This is a genomic window from Tibeticola sp. (genome assembly GCF_022759015.1).
GTDB classification, from domain to species: domain Bacteria; phylum Pseudomonadota; class Gammaproteobacteria; order Burkholderiales; family Burkholderiaceae_C; genus Tibeticola; species Tibeticola sediminis.
This window is the reverse complement of the sequence record NZ_JAEMQB010000167.1, coordinates 1-15,631: the sequence shown is the minus strand read 5'-3', so window position 1 is coordinate 15,631 and position 15,631 is coordinate 1. Positions and strand designations below refer to the sequence as shown.

The 15,631-nt window shown below is 61.9% G+C and carries 14 protein-coding genes and 1 pseudogene; 12 read left to right on the top strand and 3 right to left on the bottom strand.

Translation table 11 applies throughout. The features are described 5' to 3' along the window. Nucleotides 1–2 precede the first annotated feature (2 nt). Genes nuoG through JHC36_RS10540 form a run of 11 tightly spaced genes read left to right on the top strand, consistent with a single transcriptional unit; the run spans nucleotide 3 to nucleotide 11,219 of the window. Nucleotides 3–2,132, top strand: a complete 2,130-nt coding sequence (gene nuoG / locus JHC36_RS10590) for an NADH-quinone oxidoreductase subunit NuoG (RefSeq protein ID WP_287918926.1) — start codon at nucleotides 3–5, stop codon at nucleotides 2,130–2,132. Further along, entirely contained in the window at nucleotides 2,129–3,211 is a 1,083-nt protein-coding gene (nuoH, locus tag JHC36_RS10585) for an NADH-quinone oxidoreductase subunit NuoH (RefSeq protein WP_124220230.1), read from the top strand. The genes nuoG and nuoH overlap by 4 nt, the downstream gene beginning before the upstream one ends. Nucleotides 3,212–3,225: 14 nt before the next feature. Further along, a complete protein-coding gene (gene nuoI, locus JHC36_RS10580; protein WP_124220228.1) occupies nucleotides 3,226–3,735 on the top strand; it encodes an NADH-quinone oxidoreductase subunit NuoI in 510 nt (169 codons plus the stop codon). Between the two features lie 45 nt (nucleotides 3,736–3,780). Then, on the top strand, nucleotides 3,781–4,428 hold the full coding sequence (locus tag JHC36_RS10575) for an NADH-quinone oxidoreductase subunit J (RefSeq protein WP_287918879.1): 648 nt from the start codon (nucleotides 3,781–3,783) through the stop codon (nucleotides 4,426–4,428). A 2-nt stretch (nucleotides 4,429–4,430) separates the two neighbouring features. Beyond that, nucleotides 4,431–4,739 (top strand): NADH-quinone oxidoreductase subunit NuoK, encoded by a 309-nt coding sequence (nuoK, locus tag JHC36_RS10570; protein WP_124221106.1) that lies wholly within the window; start codon nucleotides 4,431–4,433, stop codon nucleotides 4,737–4,739. Nucleotides 4,740–4,761: 22 nt separating this feature from the next. Beyond that, a complete protein-coding gene (gene nuoL / locus JHC36_RS10565; protein ID WP_287918877.1) occupies nucleotides 4,762–6,783 on the top strand; it encodes an NADH-quinone oxidoreductase subunit L in 2,022 nt (673 codons plus the stop codon). A gap of 13 nt (nucleotides 6,784–6,796) precedes the next feature. Then, the gene (locus tag JHC36_RS10560) at nucleotides 6,797–8,272 is read left to right on the top strand and encodes an NADH-quinone oxidoreductase subunit M (protein ID WP_287918875.1); all 1,476 of its coding nucleotides are present in this window, start codon (nucleotides 6,797–6,799) and stop codon (nucleotides 8,270–8,272) included. Nucleotides 8,273–8,294: 22 nt separating this feature from the next. After that, entirely contained in the window at nucleotides 8,295–9,788 is a 1,494-nt protein-coding gene (gene nuoN / locus JHC36_RS10555; protein WP_287918872.1) for an NADH-quinone oxidoreductase subunit NuoN, read from the top strand. Between the two features lie 24 nt (nucleotides 9,789–9,812). After that, entirely contained in the window at nucleotides 9,813–10,112 is a 300-nt protein-coding gene (locus tag JHC36_RS10550) for a DUF2818 family protein (protein WP_287918869.1), read from the top strand. A 4-nt stretch (nucleotides 10,113–10,116) separates the two neighbouring features. Continuing rightward, a complete protein-coding gene (locus JHC36_RS10545; protein ID WP_287918866.1) occupies nucleotides 10,117–10,728 on the top strand; it encodes an NUDIX domain-containing protein in 612 nt (203 codons plus the stop codon). Nucleotides 10,729–10,781: 53 nt separating this feature from the next. Next, entirely contained in the window at nucleotides 10,782–11,219 is a 438-nt protein-coding gene (locus JHC36_RS10540) for a DUF1178 family protein (protein WP_287918863.1), read from the top strand. A gap of 50 nt (nucleotides 11,220–11,269) precedes the next feature. On the opposite strand, the gene JHC36_RS10535 is transcribed toward JHC36_RS10540, so the two are convergent. Further along, a complete protein-coding gene (locus JHC36_RS10535; RefSeq protein WP_287918860.1) occupies nucleotides 11,270–13,384 on the bottom strand; it encodes an acetyl-CoA hydrolase/transferase C-terminal domain-containing protein in 2,115 nt (704 codons plus the stop codon). Nucleotides 13,385–13,655: 271 nt separating this feature from the next. Between JHC36_RS10535 and JHC36_RS10530 the strand changes: the two genes are divergently transcribed. Further along, nucleotides 13,656–14,084 carry an Hsp20/alpha crystallin family protein gene (locus tag JHC36_RS10530; protein ID WP_124220211.1) on the top strand — a complete coding sequence of 143 codons (429 nt, stop codon included), beginning with the start codon at nucleotides 13,656–13,658 and terminating at the stop codon, nucleotides 14,082–14,084. A 239-nt stretch (nucleotides 14,085–14,323) separates the two neighbouring features. Here the strand turns inward: JHC36_RS10530 and miaA are convergent, their stop codons facing one another. Further along, nucleotides 14,324–15,316, bottom strand: a complete 993-nt coding sequence (miaA, locus tag JHC36_RS10525) for a tRNA (adenosine(37)-N6)-dimethylallyltransferase MiaA (protein ID WP_287918855.1) — start codon at nucleotides 15,314–15,316, stop codon at nucleotides 14,324–14,326. After that, nucleotides 15,313–15,631: pseudogene (locus JHC36_RS10520) on the bottom strand (Bcr/CflA family drug resistance efflux transporter); the annotation flags it as partial. The pseudogene JHC36_RS10520 and the gene miaA, both read right to left, overlap by 4 nt.

Sequence of the window (15,631 nt, the reverse complement as noted above, 5' to 3'; positions counted from 1 at the left end):
CCATGGTTGAAATCGAACTGGACGGCAAAAAGGTTGAGGTGCCCGAAGGCAGCACCGTGATGCAGGCGGCAGAGAAGCTGCACACCTACATTCCTCATTTTTGCTATCACAAAAAGCTCAGCATCGCGGCCAACTGCCGTATGTGCCTGGTCGACATCGAGAAGGCGCCCAAGCCGATGCCGGCCTGCGCCACGCCGGTGACGCAGGGCATGATCGTTCGCACGAAGAGCGAGAAAGCCGTGCAGGCGCAGCAGGCGGTGATGGAGTTTTTGCTGATCAACCATCCGCTCGATTGCCCCATCTGTGACCAGGGCGGTGAGTGCCAGCTTCAAGACCTCGCGGTCGGCTATGGCGGCTCCACCTCTCGATATGCAGAGGAGAAGCGGGTCGTGCCGAGCAAGGATGTCGGCCCGTTGATTTCCATGGAAGAGATGAGTCGCTGCATCCATTGCACGCGCTGCGTTCGCTTCGGCCAGGAGATCGCCGGCGTCATGGAACTCGGCATGTCGCATCGCGGCGAACATTCCGAGATCGAGGCCTTCGTCGGCTCGACGGTCGATTCGGAGCTGTCCGGCAACATGATCGACATTTGTCCTGTAGGGGCGCTGACCAGCAAACCCTTCCGCTACAAGGCCAGAACATGGGAGCTCTCGCGCCGCAAATCGATCAGTCCGCATGATTCGACGGGCGCGAACTTGGTGGTGCAAGTCAAGAACGGGCAGGTGATGCGCGTCGTGCCCTTCGAAAACGAGGCCGTCAACGAGTGCTGGATCGCCGATCGCGATCGGTTTTCTTACGAGGCCCTCAACGGGCCCGACCGCTTGACGCGCCCCATGATCAAACAGGGCGGACAGTGGCAGGAGGTCGATTGGCAGACCGCCTTGGAGTTCGTGGCGACTGGGCTGCGGGATATCCAGCGCGAAAAGGGGCCGCAAGCGATCGGCGCCCTCATCAGCCCGCATGTGACCTGCGAAGAGGCTTACCTGACACGCGCCTTGATTCGAGGCTTGGGCAGTGACAACCTGGACTACCGGCTCCGCAACGCCGAATTCCCCGCGTTCGAGGGTGTGCGGTGGCTGGGGATGCCGATCAACGACCTGTCGCGCCTGGATTCGGTGCTGGTGGTTGGTTCGAACCTGCGCAAGGATCACCCCCTTTTTGCCCAGCGGATCCGCCAGGCCGCTCGCCATGGGGCACAGGTGTGCCGGATCGACGCGGGCGGCACGGATTGGGCAATGCCTATGGCGCATCAGCAGGCGGTTCGCGCCGCCGATTGGGCGCAGGCGATGGCCGATGTGGCTGTCGCAATTGCCCGCGCGAAAGGGCTGCCCGCCCCGGCGCCCGGCGTAGCGACCGAGGCCGCTGAGGCGATTGCTCGGGTGTTGCTGCGCGAGGGCAAGTCGGCTGCGGTCTTGCTCGGCAACGGGGCTGCGCACCACGCGAACGCCTCGACGCTGCTGGCATTGGCCCAATGGATCGGAAATGCCGTCGGCGCGCGGGTGGGTTATTTGACCGAGGCGGCCAACACCGTCGGGATGCAACTGGTCGGTGTTCAACCCCAGGCTCAGGGCCGCAATGCCGCCGAGATGCTCTCGGGGGCGGTGGATGCGTTGTTGCTCGTGCAGAACGAGCCGGTCTACGACAGCGCGGCCGGCGACAAGGCTCGGGAGGCATTGGCCCGATGCGCTCTGGTGGTGAGTTTGACGCCCTTCAAGGCGAATCTCGACTTCAGCGATGTGCTGCTGCCAGTGGCGCCTTTCACGGAGACCTCGGGTACGTTTGTGAACGCAGAGGGGCGCGTGCAAAGTTTCAATGCGGTCGTCAAGCCGCTCGGCGAGACTCGGCCCGCGTGGAAGGTGCTCCGCGTCCTCGGGAATCTGTTGGAATTGCCGGGTTTCGATGCCGAGTCCACGCAAGAAATCCTCGCCACGTTGCGGGCCAGCTGGGGCGAAGGCGCCATGGTTCGTGAAGACCTCTTGAACAACCGCACCGCTGCTCCGATTCGGATCGAGTCGAATGCAGGCGAACCGGTGGTGGCGAGTATTTATCAGCTCGATTCCTTGGTGCGCCGGTCGCCTTCTTTACAGGCGACCGCCGATGGTCGGCTGGGGCGTGAAGGGGGGCAGGCATGATCGACGCACTCTATCGTGGCGGTCTGGAGCTCGTCGACCAGGCCTGGTGGTCCGGCTTGGTCTGGCCCGTGCTTTGGATCCTGCTCAAGATCGTGGCGGTTCTGGTTCCCTTGATGCTGGCGGTGGCCTATTTGACGCTCTGGGAGCGCAAGCTGCTGGGTTTCATGCAGGTTCGTCATGGTCCGAACCGCGTCGGCCCGTTCGGTCTCCTGCAGCCAATCGCGGACGCCTTGAAACTGCTGACGAAGGAAATCATTCGCCCTACGGCGGCCAGCAAAGGGCTGTTCTTCCTGGGGCCGGTCTTGGCGATCATGCCGGCCCTTGGGGCCTGGGCTGTGGTGCCCTTTGGTCCGGACCTCGTTTTGGCGAACGTCCATGCAGGCTTGCTCGTCCTGATGGCAATCACCTCGATCGAGGTCTATGGCGTGATCATCGCGGGTTGGGCTTCCAACTCCAAGTATCCCTTCCTGGGTGCGCTGCGCGCTTCGGCCCAGATGGTCAGCTATGAGATCGCGATGGGCTTTTGCTTCGTCGTCGTGTTGATGGTTTCGGGCAGCATGCACCTCGGGGACATCGTGGCCGGGCAGGCGCGAGGCTGGGCGGCAGGGATGGGGCTCAACTTCCTTTCCTGGAATTGGTTGCCCTTGTTGCCGATCTTTCTTGTCTATCTCATTTCCGGCGTTGCTGAAACGAACCGCCATCCTTTCGACGTTGTGGAAGGGGAAGCGGAGATCGTTGCGGGGCATATGGTCGAGTACTCGGGGATGGGCTTTGCCATCTTCTTCCTCGCCGAGTACGCGAGCATGTGGCTCGTCTCGATTCTTGCGACCTTGATGTTCCTGGGGGGCTGGCTGCCGCCGATCGACAGCGCAATCTTCAATGCGATTCCCGGCTGGATCTGGCTTGGACTGAAGACTTTTGTGGTCGTGTCGATGTTCATCTGGATCCGGGCGACCTTCCCCCGATTCCGCTACGACCAAATCATGCGTCTGGGTTGGAAGATCTTCATCCCGGTCACTTTGGTCTGGCTCGTCATCGTTGGCATCTGGATGCATACGCCCTGGAATATTTGGAACTGACCGGGAAGAAAACCATGGCAACCACGGCAGTAACCCCGTTTTCGATTCGGGATTTTTTCAAGAGCTTCTTGCTCGTCGAGCTGTTCAAGGGCATGGCCCTGACGGGTCGGTATGCGCTGCAGCGCAAGGTGACGGTTCAGTATCCCGAGGAGAAGACGCCGCTTTCTCCACGGTTTCGGGGCCTCCACGCGCTGCGCCGATACGAAAACGGCGAGGAACGCTGCATTGCCTGCAAGCTGTGTGAGGCAGTTTGCCCGGCCATGGCCATCACGATCGAATCCACGGAGCGTGAGGACGGCACCCGCCGGACCACTCGGTACGACATTGATCTGACCAAGTGTATTTTCTGCGGCTTCTGCGAGGAGAGCTGCCCTGTGGACTCCATCGTGGAAACCCACATCTTCGAGTATCACGGCGAGAAGCGGGGCGACCTTTATTTCACGAAGCCGATGCTGCTGGCGATCGGCGACCGCTATGAGGCCGAGATCGCGGCGGCCAAAGCCGCGGATGCCAAATACCGTTGAAGGCGCCTTGGCGCGGTCGAATCACCCGAACCCCTTACAGATCCCATGGACGTCCCTACCGGCTTTTTTTATCTGTTTTCTGCGGTCTTGCTGTTTGCCGCCCTGCGCGTCATCACAGCAAAGAACCCGGTACATGCAGTCCTTTACCTGATGCTGGCTTTTTCGCAGGCCGCGGGCGTGTGGCTGCTGCTCGAGGCCGAATTCCTGGCGATTACGCTGGTTTTGGTCTATCTGGGCGCGGTCATGGTGCTGTTCCTGTTTGTCGTGATGATGCTCGACATCCGTGTCGACCGGGTCCGGGGTGCGTTTTGGCGGCATTTCCCCCTGGCGGCCGGGCTGGGCGCGCTGGTTGCGGCGGAGATGGCCGCGGTATTGTTGACCGGGTATGGCTCGGTGACCATGCCTGCAGCGCTTGCGCCGGCGTGGGCCCAAATTCCCAACACCCAGGCGCTGGGACGACTCCTGTACACCGAGTACCTTTATCCGTTGCAAGTGGCAGCGGTGATTCTGGTCGTCGCGATGGTGGCTGCGATCGCATTGACGCTGCGCCGTCGCAAGGACTCGAAGTTCATTGATCCGTCGTTGCAGGTTCACGTGCGGGCTGCGGATCGGGTGCGCCTGGTTCGGGATGTGTTGCCTGGGGTGGCGCCTGTGGCGGGGGCTACGGCGGTGGATCGTGGGGAGGCGAAATGATGATGACGGTGGGTCTGGGCCACTACCTGGCGCTCGGTGCGATTCTGTTCGCGATCGGCCTCGTGGGGATTTTTCTGAACCGGAAGAACCTCATCGTGTTGCTGATGGCGATCGAACTCATGCTGTTGGCGGTCAACCTGAACTTCGTGGCCTTTGCTCGATACCTCGGTGACATGCATGGTCAGGTGTTCGTGTTTTTTGTCCTGACGGTGGCGGCGGCCGAGTCGGCCATAGGATTGGCTTTGCTGGTCCTGCTGTTCCGCAACCGTCACAGTGTGGCCGTCGACGAAATGCACCTGCTCAAGGGCTGAGCGGCAATCCTGGAAAACAAACATGAGTCAAACCCTTACGGCAACGACGTTGCTCGCCATTCCTTTGGCACCGCTCCTCGGTGCGGTGCTTGCGGGGATCCCGGGAACGGCCTTCGGAGGCAATCTCATTGGGCGCCGAGTGGCCCATGGAAGCGCCATTTTGGGCGTGCTGATCTCCTTTCTTCTCTCCGCCTGGGTGCTGAAGGCGGTGGCGACGGAGGGCGCCCGTTTCGAGGATTCGATCTACGTCTGGATGTCTGCGGGCGGGCTCAAGATGGAGGTGGGCTTTCTCGTCGACAGCCTCACCGCCATGATGATGTGTGTGGTGACTTTCGTGTCACTGATGGTGCACATCTACACCATCGGCTACATGGAGGAAGACGAAGGGTATAACCGCTTTTTTGCCTACATCTCGCTCTTCACCTTCTCCATGCTGATGTTGGTGATGAGCAATAACCTCTTGCAGCTGTTTTTTGGCTGGGAGGCGGTGGGCCTGGTCTCGTATCTGTTGATCGGGTTCTGGTTCAACCGCCCGAGCGCCATCTTCGCGAACATGAAGGCCTTCCTGGTCAACCGGGTCGGCGACTTTGGTTTCATCTTGGGAATCGGCTTGATTGCCGCCTACACCGGCTCCTTAGAGTATCGGGAAATCTTTGCCAAGGCGACCGAACTGGCGCAACTGCCTTTCCCGGGAACGGATTGGGCGCTGATCACGGTGATTTGCATCTGCCTCTTCATCGGCGCGATGGGGAAATCAGCGCAGTTTCCCTTGCATGTCTGGCTTCCCGATTCGATGGAAGGCCCGACGCCGATCTCGGCCCTCATACACGCGGCGACCATGGTGACCGCGGGGATCTTCATGGTCGCCCGGATGTCGCCCTTGTTCGAGCTGAGTGATACGGCGCTTTCCTTCGTTCTGGTGATCGGGGCGATCACCGCCTTGTTCATGGGCTTTTTGGGCATCATCCAAAACGACATCAAGCGGGTGGTTGCTTATTCGACCCTTTCGCAGCTCGGATACATGACGGTGGCCTTGGGCGTCTCCGCGTATTCCGCTGGCGTCTTCCATCTCATGACGCATGCCTTCTTCAAAGCCTTGCTGTTCCTCGGCGCTGGCTCGGTCATCATGGGGATGCACCATGACCAAGATATCCGCCACATGGGCGGATTGAGGAAGTACATGCCGATTACCTGGATCACGTCCTTGATCGGGACCCTCGCGCTGGTTGGTACGCCGTTCTTTTCAGGCTTTTATTCGAAAGACACGATCATCGAGGCGGTCCAGGCCAGCCACCTGCCGGGCTCTGGCTTTGCGGCATTCGCGGTCTTGGCTGGCGTGTTTGTGACGTCCTTCTACTCGTTCCGTCTCTACTTCCTCGTCTTTCACGGGAAGGAACGTTTCAATCAAGCGCATGGTCACGGGCATGGGCACGGCGATCATGATCATCAGGGAGGCGGCCATGCGCCTCATGAGTCACCCTGGGTGGTGACGCTCCCGCTGATTCTGTTGGCGATTCCCTCGGTGGCCATCGGCTATCTCACCATCGAGCCCGTGGTGTTTGGCTCGTTCTTTGACGGTGTGATCGCAGTCGATGCCGCTCGGCATCCGGTCATGGCCGAACTTGCCGAGGAGTTCCACGGCCCGCTGGCCATGGCGCTGCATGCGTTCGCGACGCCGCCTTTCTGGTTGGCGATTTCCGGAGCTGTGCTTGCGTACTACTTCTATCTCGTGAACCCGGCTTTGCCGGCCGCGATCCGGCGCGCGCTCGCCCCGATTTACCGCGTGCTCGAGGAGAAGTACTACCTCGATTGGTTCAATGAGCATGTGCTGGCCCGCGGTGCTCGGATCCTGGGGCGGGTTTTTTGGAAAGCGGGGGATGCCACGCTCATCGATGGGCTGGTCGTCAATGGATCGTGGAAGCTCGTGGCGCGAGTGGCTGGCCGGATGCGTCGCCTGCAGACCGGTTACCTGTATCACTATGCGCTGGCGATGATTTTCGGCGTGTTCGTGCTGATGACGTACTTTGTCTGGCTCAGCAGCTGAGAGGAAAAATAAGATGGGTTTGTTGAGTCTTTCGATCTGGCTGCCGATCGCCTTTGGCACGGTGCTGCTGATGCTCGGCCGGGACGAACAGCAGGCGGCGGTCCGTTGGATCGCTTTGATCGGCGCTCTGGCCGGATTCTTGGTGACCGTGCCGCTTTACGGGCAGTTCGATGCCTCGACCGCGGCCATGCAGTTCGTCGAATTGCATCCTTGGTTCGAACGCTATGGCGTCAATTACCACCTCGGGGTCGACGGTATCTCGCTGTGGTTCGTGCTGTTGACCGCGTTCATCACCGTGATCGTGGTGATCGCGAGTTGGTCTTCGATCACCGAGCGCGTGAACCAGTACATGGCGGCCTTCCTCATTTTGAGCGGGCTGATGATCGGCGTATTCGCCGCGCTCGACGGAATGTTGTTTTACGTCTTCTTCGAAGCGACCCTGATCCCGATGTATTTGATCATCGGGGTCTGGGGCGGGCCGAGGAAGATCTATGCGGCCTTCAAGTTCTTCCTGTATACCTTGCTCGGGTCGCTGCTGATGCTGGTGGCGCTGGTCTACCTCTACGTGACTTCGGGTGGCAGCTTTGACATCGCGATCTGGCAACAGATGCCCCTGACCGGGCGCGCGCAGACCTTGCTGTTTCTCGCGTTCCTCGCCGCCTTCGCCGTAAAGGTTCCGATGTGGCCGGTGCATACCTGGTTGCCCGATGTGCACGTGGAGGCGCCGACCGGAGGCTCGGCGGTGCTTGCGGCGATCATGCTCAAGCTGGGGGCCTACGGTTTTCTGCGGTTTTCCTTGCCCATTACGCCGGACGCCTCGCGGGAATTGGCCTGGCTGATGATCGCGCTGTCCATCGTGGCTGTGATCTACGTCGGTTTGGTCGCGCTCGTGCAGCAGGATATGAAGAAGCTGGTGGCGTACTCGTCGGTGGCGCACATGGGCTTCGTGACCCTGGGTTTTTTCTTGTTCAGTGAACTCGGTGTCACGGGCGGGCTGGTGCAGATGATCGGGCACGGCTTCGTTTCGGCGGCCATGTTCCTGTGTATTGGCGTTTTGTACGACCGTGTGCATTCGCGCGAGATTGCGGCCTACGGCGGCGTGGTCAACACCATGCCGAAGTTCACTGCGTTCGCCTTGCTGTTTGCGATGGCCAACTGCGGCTTGCCCGGCACGGCGGGCTTCGTCGGCGAATGGCTCGTGATCCTGGCCTCCGTCAAGGCGAATTTCTGGCTGGGCCTTGCTGCCGCGTCGGCCTTGATCTTTGGCGCCGCCTATACGCTCTGGATGGTGAAGCGCGTGTATTTCGGGCCGGTGGCCAATGACCATGTGCGTGAACTCCAGGACATCAGTGGTCGTGAGTTCTTGGTCCTAGGTTTGCTGGCGATTGCCGTTCTCTGGATGGGGCTGTATCCGAAGCCTTTGACGGACGTGATGCAGGTTTCGGTCAGCGAGTTGCTGCGCCATGTTGCGGTTTCCAAGTTGAACTGACGCGGCCCGAACGAGGAAATTTATGATCGACAAGCTCAGTTGGATCGCGGTCTACCCCGAGATCATTTTGCTCGTGATGGGCTGCGTGGTGCTGCTCACGGATTTGTTCGTGACCAGTGTCTTGCGCACGGCCACTTATGTGCTCACTCAGGCGACTTTGGTCGTGGTGGGCCTCATCTACGCGCTCTATGCCCAGACGGATCAGTCGCTCTACGGCTTTGGCGGCATGGTCGTCACGGACGCGATGGGGAGTTGGCTCAAGTGCTTTGCTGCGTTTGCGGTGGCCGCAACGATGGTTTATGCACGCCCGTACGCTGCCGTGCGGGGCATGCTTCGAGGCGGTGAACTCTTTGCCTTGTCGCTGTTTTCCTTGCTCGGCATGTCCATCATGATCTCGGGCAACCATTTGCTGGTGATCTACCTCGGACTCGAATTGCTGACGCTTTCGAGCTATGCGCTGGTCGCTCTGCGGCGCGACGACCTTCCGGCGACGGAGGCGGCGATGAAGTATTTCGTGCTGGGCGCGATGGCATCGGGGTTCCTGCTCTACGGCCTGTCTATGATTTACGGCGCCACCGGCACGCTGGAGTTGGGCGAGGTGTTCAAGGCCATCGCCTCGGGGCAGATTCACCACCAGGTGCTGGTGTTTGGGGTGGTGTTCGTCGTGGCCGGTCTGGCCTTCAAGCTGGGCGTCGTGCCATTCCATATGTGGATCCCCGACGTTTACCAAGGTGCCCCCACCGCCATCACCTTGCTGATCGCAGGTGCGCCCAAGCTCGCGGCATTCGCAATCGTGATGCGGCTGTTGGTCGAGGGTATGTTGCCGCTGGCGCCCGACTGGCAGCAGATGCTGGCGATTTTGGCCGTGGCGTCCTTGTTGATCGGAAACGTGGCGGCGATTGCCCAGACGAGCCTGAAGCGCATGCTCGCGTATTCCACCATCGCACAAATGGGCTTTATGTTGCTGGGTCTGATTGGCGGCGTCGTTCAGGGCACTGCATTGCCCGCGGCCAATGCCTACAGTTCGGCGATGTTTTATGTCGTCTCTTATGTCTTGACGACGGTAGCGACCTTCGGCGTGATTCTTTTGTTGTCGCGCGAAGGCTTCGAGAGTGACGCACTGACGGATCTCGCCGGTTTGAACCAACGGGCACCGCTTTATGCCGGCATCATGGCTGCCTGCATGTTCTCCTTGGCGGGGATTCCACCGCTCGTGGGCTTTTATGCCAAGCTCGCGGTGTTGCAGGCTTTGGTGGCCACCGGAGAGACCTGGCACTTGGCGCTCGCGGTCTACGCGGTGCTGATGTCGCTGATCGGGACGTTTTACTACCTGCGGGTCGTCAAGATCATGTACTTTGACGCGCCCGAAACCGGCCACAGTGGGGTTGTGCTGGCCCCGGCTGGCGCGCGCACGGTGCTTGCCGCCAACGCGGCCTTGCTGTTGGCGGTGGGTCTTCTGCCCGCAGGCCTGATGGACATTTGCGCGCGGGCGATTGTGCTCATGCTCGGTTCTTGAGCGAGCCGAACCCGGTTTTGACTCATGTCCTCGGCATCTTCCGCAGCGTTCTTGTTGCTGGCATTCGTGCTGGCCAACGTCCCGTTCTTCACCGATCGGTTTCTCGGTGTGGTGCGGCTGTCTCGGCCGAAGTCGCTGGTGCTGCGACTCTTGGAGTGTTTGATTTATTACGGCATGGCCGGAGCGGTGGGGTTCTGGCTGGAGCAACGCCAGGGCCAAGTGGCTCCCCAGGGCTGGGAGTTCTACGCCATCACGGCGGCTTTGTTTCTGACGTTTGCGTTTCCGGGCTTCGTCTACCGTTTCCTGGTTCGCCGTGGAGCCTGATGCCGTGGCAGCCTCCGATGCGGCGCTGCTCGAAGAGCGAATCGATGGGGAGCCCGTCTTCGAGGGGCGCTTGCTGCAGGTTTTTCGCGACCGGGTGCGCTTGCCGGACGGGGAGACCGCGTTCCGCGAGTATGTGGATCATCCCGGCGCGGTGATGGTCGTTCCGCTGTTGGAGCCGATCTCGGTCGATGCGCCCTTACGGGTCGTGGTTGAGCGGCAGTTTCGCTATCCGATTGGCCAGGTGATGATCGAGTTTCCGGCCGGCAAGCGCGAGCGCGACGAAGACGGCTTGATTTGTGCCGTGCGCGAACTGCGCGAAGAAACCGGCTTTTCTGCGCGCGAGTGGGCATATGCGGGCAGCTTGCATCCCTTGGTGGCGTACTCGACCGAGCGCATCGAGGTCTGGTTTGCGCGCGGCTTGGAGCCTGGCCCCACACAGCTCGACCCGGGGGAGTTCGTCGAGACCGTGGTGGTGGATTTCCCGTGGCTGCTTGAAGCGTGTCAAGATGGGCGCGTGACGGACGCCAAGACCATCGTCGGCGCCTTCTGGTTGCAAGAGCGCTTGCGCCATCGAGACGCGATCGATTGGCAGCCTGCACCGAACGTGGCGGGCTGAGCGACGCCCAGGCCGGTGCGTCGCCGATAGGCGTTTTCGTTCCAGGAGTCGCCGTGAAGGTCTTCGAGTTTCAGTGTGCGAGTGGTCATCGGTTCGAGGGTTGGTTCGAGTCGGATGCCGACTGGCGGGATCAGCAGCGGCGAGGTTTGCTCGAGTGCCCGTTGTGCGGTGACCGCGAGGTTCGGCGCATCCCGAGTGCTGCGCATCTGGCGAAGTCCGGTTCGGAGGCGGATCGCTCTGCACACACGGAAAGCGCGCCACGGCCTGGGGACGCGGCGATCGCGCAGTGGCTACACGCAGTCCGGCAATGGGTACACCAGAGCGAGGATGTGGGTGAGCGTTTCCCCGCAGAGGTACGGCGGATGGCCAAGGGCGAGATCGACCCGCGCCAGATCCGGGGGCGCGCCAGCCTCGAGGAGGCCGAGGCATTGCTGGATGAGGGCATTCCGATCCTGCCCCTGCCGCCGGGCGTCGACGAGCCCTTGCACTGAGGCAACGATGATTCCGGCCGTTGGGGTCTCCTCCATCGGCCCAGCCAAGCTCAGAGATTTCCGGCCAGCAGCTTACGCAGCAGGAGATCCTTGATGCCGTGCACTTCTTCGAGGCCGAGGCGTTTTTGATAGCTCGGGGCTAAGTCCTTGCCCTCGATGAAGGCCTTGAAGGCCAGGCTCAGCAGTTCGGTTGGATGTTCCGAGGCGTGCTTGAGCTTCTTCAAGGCGGTGACGAGCGCGATCTCTTCGGGCGTGAGGTCGGTGCCGAATGGGAAGGGCGGCAGCAGCCCGGCTTCTTGCCAAGGGGCGAGTTTTTCGGCGATTACCTCGGGAAGGTTTTGCCGATACTGTGGGGGTACTTCGTAGCTCGCTTCGAGCTTGCCGTGGGATTTGGCTTCGCGTACCAGTTCGTCCTGGAAGCGCGAGTCGGCGATGGCGATCAGCCGCTTGATGACTTCGCTGTCGGGTTGCCCCCGGAGGTCGGCCACACCGTATTCGGTGATGAAAATGTCGCGCAGGTGGCGCGGGATGGTGATGTTGCCGTACTTCCAGACGATGCTGCTGGTCAGGCCGTCTTTGGTTTCGTGGGTGGCGCGCAGCATCATCAACAGCCGCGCATCGGGCAGCGCGTGGGCCATCGCGACGAAGTTGTATTGACCGCCGACACCGCTGACGACCTGGCCGGACTCGAGCGCGTCGCTGGCGGCTGCGCCGAGCAGGGTCACGATCATGGTGGTGTTCATGAAGCGAGCCTTGGAGCGTTGGGCGCGCTTGAGCTCACTTTGGCCATCGAGCGAATTGATGAAGTCGATGCGCGTCATGTCGATCTTCGCCAGTTCCTGGGGCGGCATGGTCCGCAGCCGTTCGTAGAAGTCGTTGGGGCCCAGGAAGAAGCCGCCGGTCATGTAAATGCCGCCTTTGAGCCGGGCGCCGAGCAGATCGTGGGCGACGGAGGCGAAATGGGCCGGGTCGTTGAGGTCGTTGGCGTAGCGTCGGCCCTCGAACACGAGTGCATTGCCCTCGAGCGTGACGCCTTCGCGCAGGATGCCGAAGCGTTTGAGGAAGGCGAGGTCTTTGTCCCGCAGCGGTGAGCGTATCCGTCCGCTTTCGAGCAGTGCTTGCAGCGTTCGTGCGGTGACGGCAGCAGCGGGGATCTTCTGCTCGTTGATGAGTTGCTGCAGTCGGGTGTCGGCAAAGACTTCGCGGCGCACGATCCCGGCCTCGATCAGCTTGAGAAAGCCGTTGACGAACATCTCCGAACAGCCATAAATGCCTTCTTCGAAGCGGCCGAGTTCGCGTCCATCGAGACCGTCTGGGCAGAGCGACTCGAGGATGGAGCGGTATTCGGCCGCGTGACGCTCGCGCACGATCAGCGACTGGGCAATCGCGTCGCCGAGCGACCCGATTCCGATCTGCAGCGTGCCGCCGTCGGCAACGAAGCTGGAGGCGTGCAGGCCGATCGCATAGTCGGCAAACCCCACCCGGTTGTTGGGCGGACCAAACAAGGTGTGCGTGCCTGCGGGATCGGTGACGACGACATCGAAAAACTCAGGGGCTACTTCGGCGCCGTTGGGCATGAAAGGCATTTTTCGATTGATCACGCCGACGGCCAGCAAGGGGCGCCCGGCGCCGCGGACCTTCTCAATGACCTCAAACGTGACGTCCGGGTTGCTCGACAAGCTCAGCCGCATCGAGTCGCTTTCGCCCTGGACGGCAACCGCTTGTGCGATGACGTTGATGCCCTGCAGCAGCATGTCCCGCGCCACAAAGGTGTAGTTGGTCGAGATATGGCTTTGCTGGGCCAGGTCGTTGCCGATGTAGTCGGCGGTCTTCATGAAAAACTCTCGGACTTCGATGTTCGGTGGCAGCGCTTGGTTGCGCAGGTCCACCGCATATTCCAGGTCGGGGTAGTCGCCAAAGACGCGCTCGACCAGCGGTTGCAGAAACGCGCGCTCGAGGTCCGATTTGGGCGCGGGTTTGATGAGTGAGAGTGCGGTGATGATCCGCATCCGGCGCCTGGAATTGGCCTTGACGCGCCGGTACAAGGCATTGACGAAAGGATTGGGCTTGCCGATGCCCAGGGGGATGCCCAGCACGATGTCGCCTTTGACGGTGTCGAGCACATGGTCGACGGCGGCTTCGATGGAGTCGATCATCAGCGTCATGGGGGTTGGTCTCCGAAGGGTTGGGGTTTGGCGCAGCGTAGGCGTCCGTCTGATATGGATCAATGTAGTTCCCAGCGACGCCGAGTTTCTTGACTCAGAGCAATTTTTCACCGAGCGCTCGTCCATGGGCTGCCTGCGCGGGGTCGAGCGAGGTGCCAAGCCCGCGGCAAACGGGGGCTTGAAGTTGGCGCAGCCGCTCCTATCTTCCGGACATGGCTGCTCGGTTCCGCAGCGGCCCCAGTAAAGATCTCATAGACGAAAGGAGTTCGATATGTCCTCTCTGATGACCCGTGGCAACCTGTTCGATGACTTGTTCCGTGACTTGGCGCCGGCCTTTTACGTGCGCCCCCTGCATGGCGACCCGCTGCCCTCTCCGGCGCAGATCAAGGTCGACGTGAAGGAGGATGACCGCGCCTACACGGTCCAGGCCGAGATTCCGGGTGTGAACAAGGATGACATCAACGTCTCGATCGACGGCAACCTCGTCACCTTGCGCGCCGAAATCAAACAGGAAGATCGCAAGACCGAAGGCGAAAAGGTGCTGCGCACCGAGCGTTACTACGGTGCTGTGGCCCGCAGCTTCCAACTGGCGCAGGACATCGACGCCAGCCAGGCCAAGGCCAAGTACGAAAACGGCATCTTGACGCTGACCTTGCCGAAAAAAGCTGCCAACAACGCCCAGCGCCTGACCATCGAGTGATCGGGCTCGTGGCCTGAACCGGAAAAGCCAGCCTTCGCGCTGGCTTTTTTGTGCTTAGGGCAAAGCTGAACAAGTCCCTCGCGCGCCGCGCATCCCGGCTGCGGGCGGTCTGCGTCGTTGCAAATCCTCGCCATAGCTGCGGCTATGGCTGCGGTTTGCGCCTCGCATCCCATCCCGCAGCCGGGCGCGCACCATCGCGGGAACTTATTCAGCGTTGCCCTGGCCAAAGGTGCTCGCCGTCAGGCGGGTCCTTGGAAGAGAGCATCGACCGCACGCAGCAGCGCATCGAGGGCGTCCGGCGCGTCGCAGGGAAGCACCTGGCGGTCGCTCATGCTGCGCAGCCAGGTGAGCTGCCGTTTGGCGAGCTGACGGGTTGCGGCGATGCCTTGTTCGCGCAGCTGCGCCAGCGGCGGCGGGTCGGCGCGGCCTTGGGCGTCGAGCCAGGCCCAGGCCTGCCGGTAGCCCACGCAGCGCATGGCGGGCAACTCGGGGCTCAGGTCGCCGCGTGCGCGCAAGGCCCGCACCTCGTCGAGCAGGCCATGCGCCAGCATCAGGTCGAAACGCTGGGCGATGCGCTCGTGCAGCCAGGCCCGGTCGATCGGTTCCAAGGAAAACATCCGGTATCCCGGCGTGGAATGGTCCGGTTTTGCTCCTGAATTAGAAGCAATCAGACGCGACATGGGCTGGCCCGACAGCCGCCAGATTTCCAGCGCGCGTTGGATCCGTTGGCTGTCGTTGGGCGAGAGCCGCGCGGCTGTGGCCGGGTCCACGCGGGCGAGTTCGGCATGCAGCGCGGGCCATCCCTGGGCGCGTGCGGCGGCTTCGATCTCGGCACGTACCGAGGCGTCGGCGGCGGGCAGCGCGTCGAGGCCCTCGAACAGCGCCTTGAAGTACAGCATCGTGCCGCCCACGAGCAGCGGCAGTCGGCCGCGCGCGCGGATGGATGCCATCAGGCTCCGGGCGTCGCGCACGAACTCGGCGGCGCTGTATGGCTGGTTCGGGTCGCGGATGTCGATCAGGTGGTGCGGCACGGCCGCGCGCTCCTCGGCGCTGGGCTTGGCGGTGCCGATGTCCATGCCGCGGTAGACCAGTGCCGAGTCGACGCTGATGATCTCCACCGGCCAGCGCGCCGCAATTGCCAACGCCGCCGCCGTCTTGCCGCTGGCGGTTGGGCCGGCGATGCATAGGGACGGGAGCTTCCCGCTGGCGTCGGGGATTGTCGTGCCGGTCATGGCTTTGCAGCGGCCGCCCGCGGTACCAGCAGCCAGGCGGCAGCGCAGATCAGCACGGTCCAGAACAGGATGCCATGCACCAGCGGCCAGATGCTGCCGTCGAGGTGGATGCCGATCCAGTCGCCCATCGCGAACGCGGCGACCATCATCCAAAACCCGTTCACTGCGGAGGCCGTGCCCGCGGTTTGCGGAAACGGGCCGACCGCACCGCTTTGGCCGCACGGCTGGTGGATGCCGTGTCCGACCATGAACAAGTAGAACGGCAACACGATCGCCCAGGCACCGTACCAGGCTTGCCCGGCGCCGAGCCAGGCG

Excerpts from the sequence above, each read along its gene's own strand:
- JHC36_RS10560 (WP_287918875.1), top strand. The coding sequence starts at position 6,797 with ATGGGTTTGTTGAGTCTTTCGATCTGGCTGCCGATCGCCTTTGGCACG.
- nuoI (WP_124220228.1), top strand. The coding sequence starts at position 3,226 with ATGGCAACCACGGCAGTAACCCCGTTTTCGATTCGGGATTTTTTCAAG.
- nuoG (WP_287918926.1), top strand. The coding sequence starts at position 3 with ATGGTTGAAATCGAACTGGACGGCAAAAAGGTTGAGGTGCCCGAAGGC.
- JHC36_RS10535 (WP_287918860.1), bottom strand. The coding sequence starts at position 13,384 with ATGACGCTGATGATCGACTCCATCGAAGCCGCCGTCGACCATGTGCTC.
- nuoH (WP_124220230.1), top strand. The coding sequence starts at position 2,129 with ATGATCGACGCACTCTATCGTGGCGGTCTGGAGCTCGTCGACCAGGCC.
- miaA (WP_287918855.1), bottom strand. The coding sequence starts at position 15,316 with ATGACCGGCACGACAATCCCCGACGCCAGCGGGAAGCTCCCGTCCCTA.
- JHC36_RS10530 (WP_124220211.1), top strand. The coding sequence starts at position 13,656 with ATGTCCTCTCTGATGACCCGTGGCAACCTGTTCGATGACTTGTTCCGT.
- nuoL (WP_287918877.1), top strand. The coding sequence starts at position 4,762 with ATGAGTCAAACCCTTACGGCAACGACGTTGCTCGCCATTCCTTTGGCA.
- nuoN (WP_287918872.1), top strand. The coding sequence starts at position 8,295 with ATGATCGACAAGCTCAGTTGGATCGCGGTCTACCCCGAGATCATTTTG.
- JHC36_RS10575 (WP_287918879.1), top strand. The coding sequence starts at position 3,781 with ATGGACGTCCCTACCGGCTTTTTTTATCTGTTTTCTGCGGTCTTGCTG.
- nuoK (WP_124221106.1), top strand. The coding sequence starts at position 4,431 with ATGACGGTGGGTCTGGGCCACTACCTGGCGCTCGGTGCGATTCTGTTC.
- JHC36_RS10550 (WP_287918869.1), top strand. The coding sequence starts at position 9,813 with ATGTCCTCGGCATCTTCCGCAGCGTTCTTGTTGCTGGCATTCGTGCTG.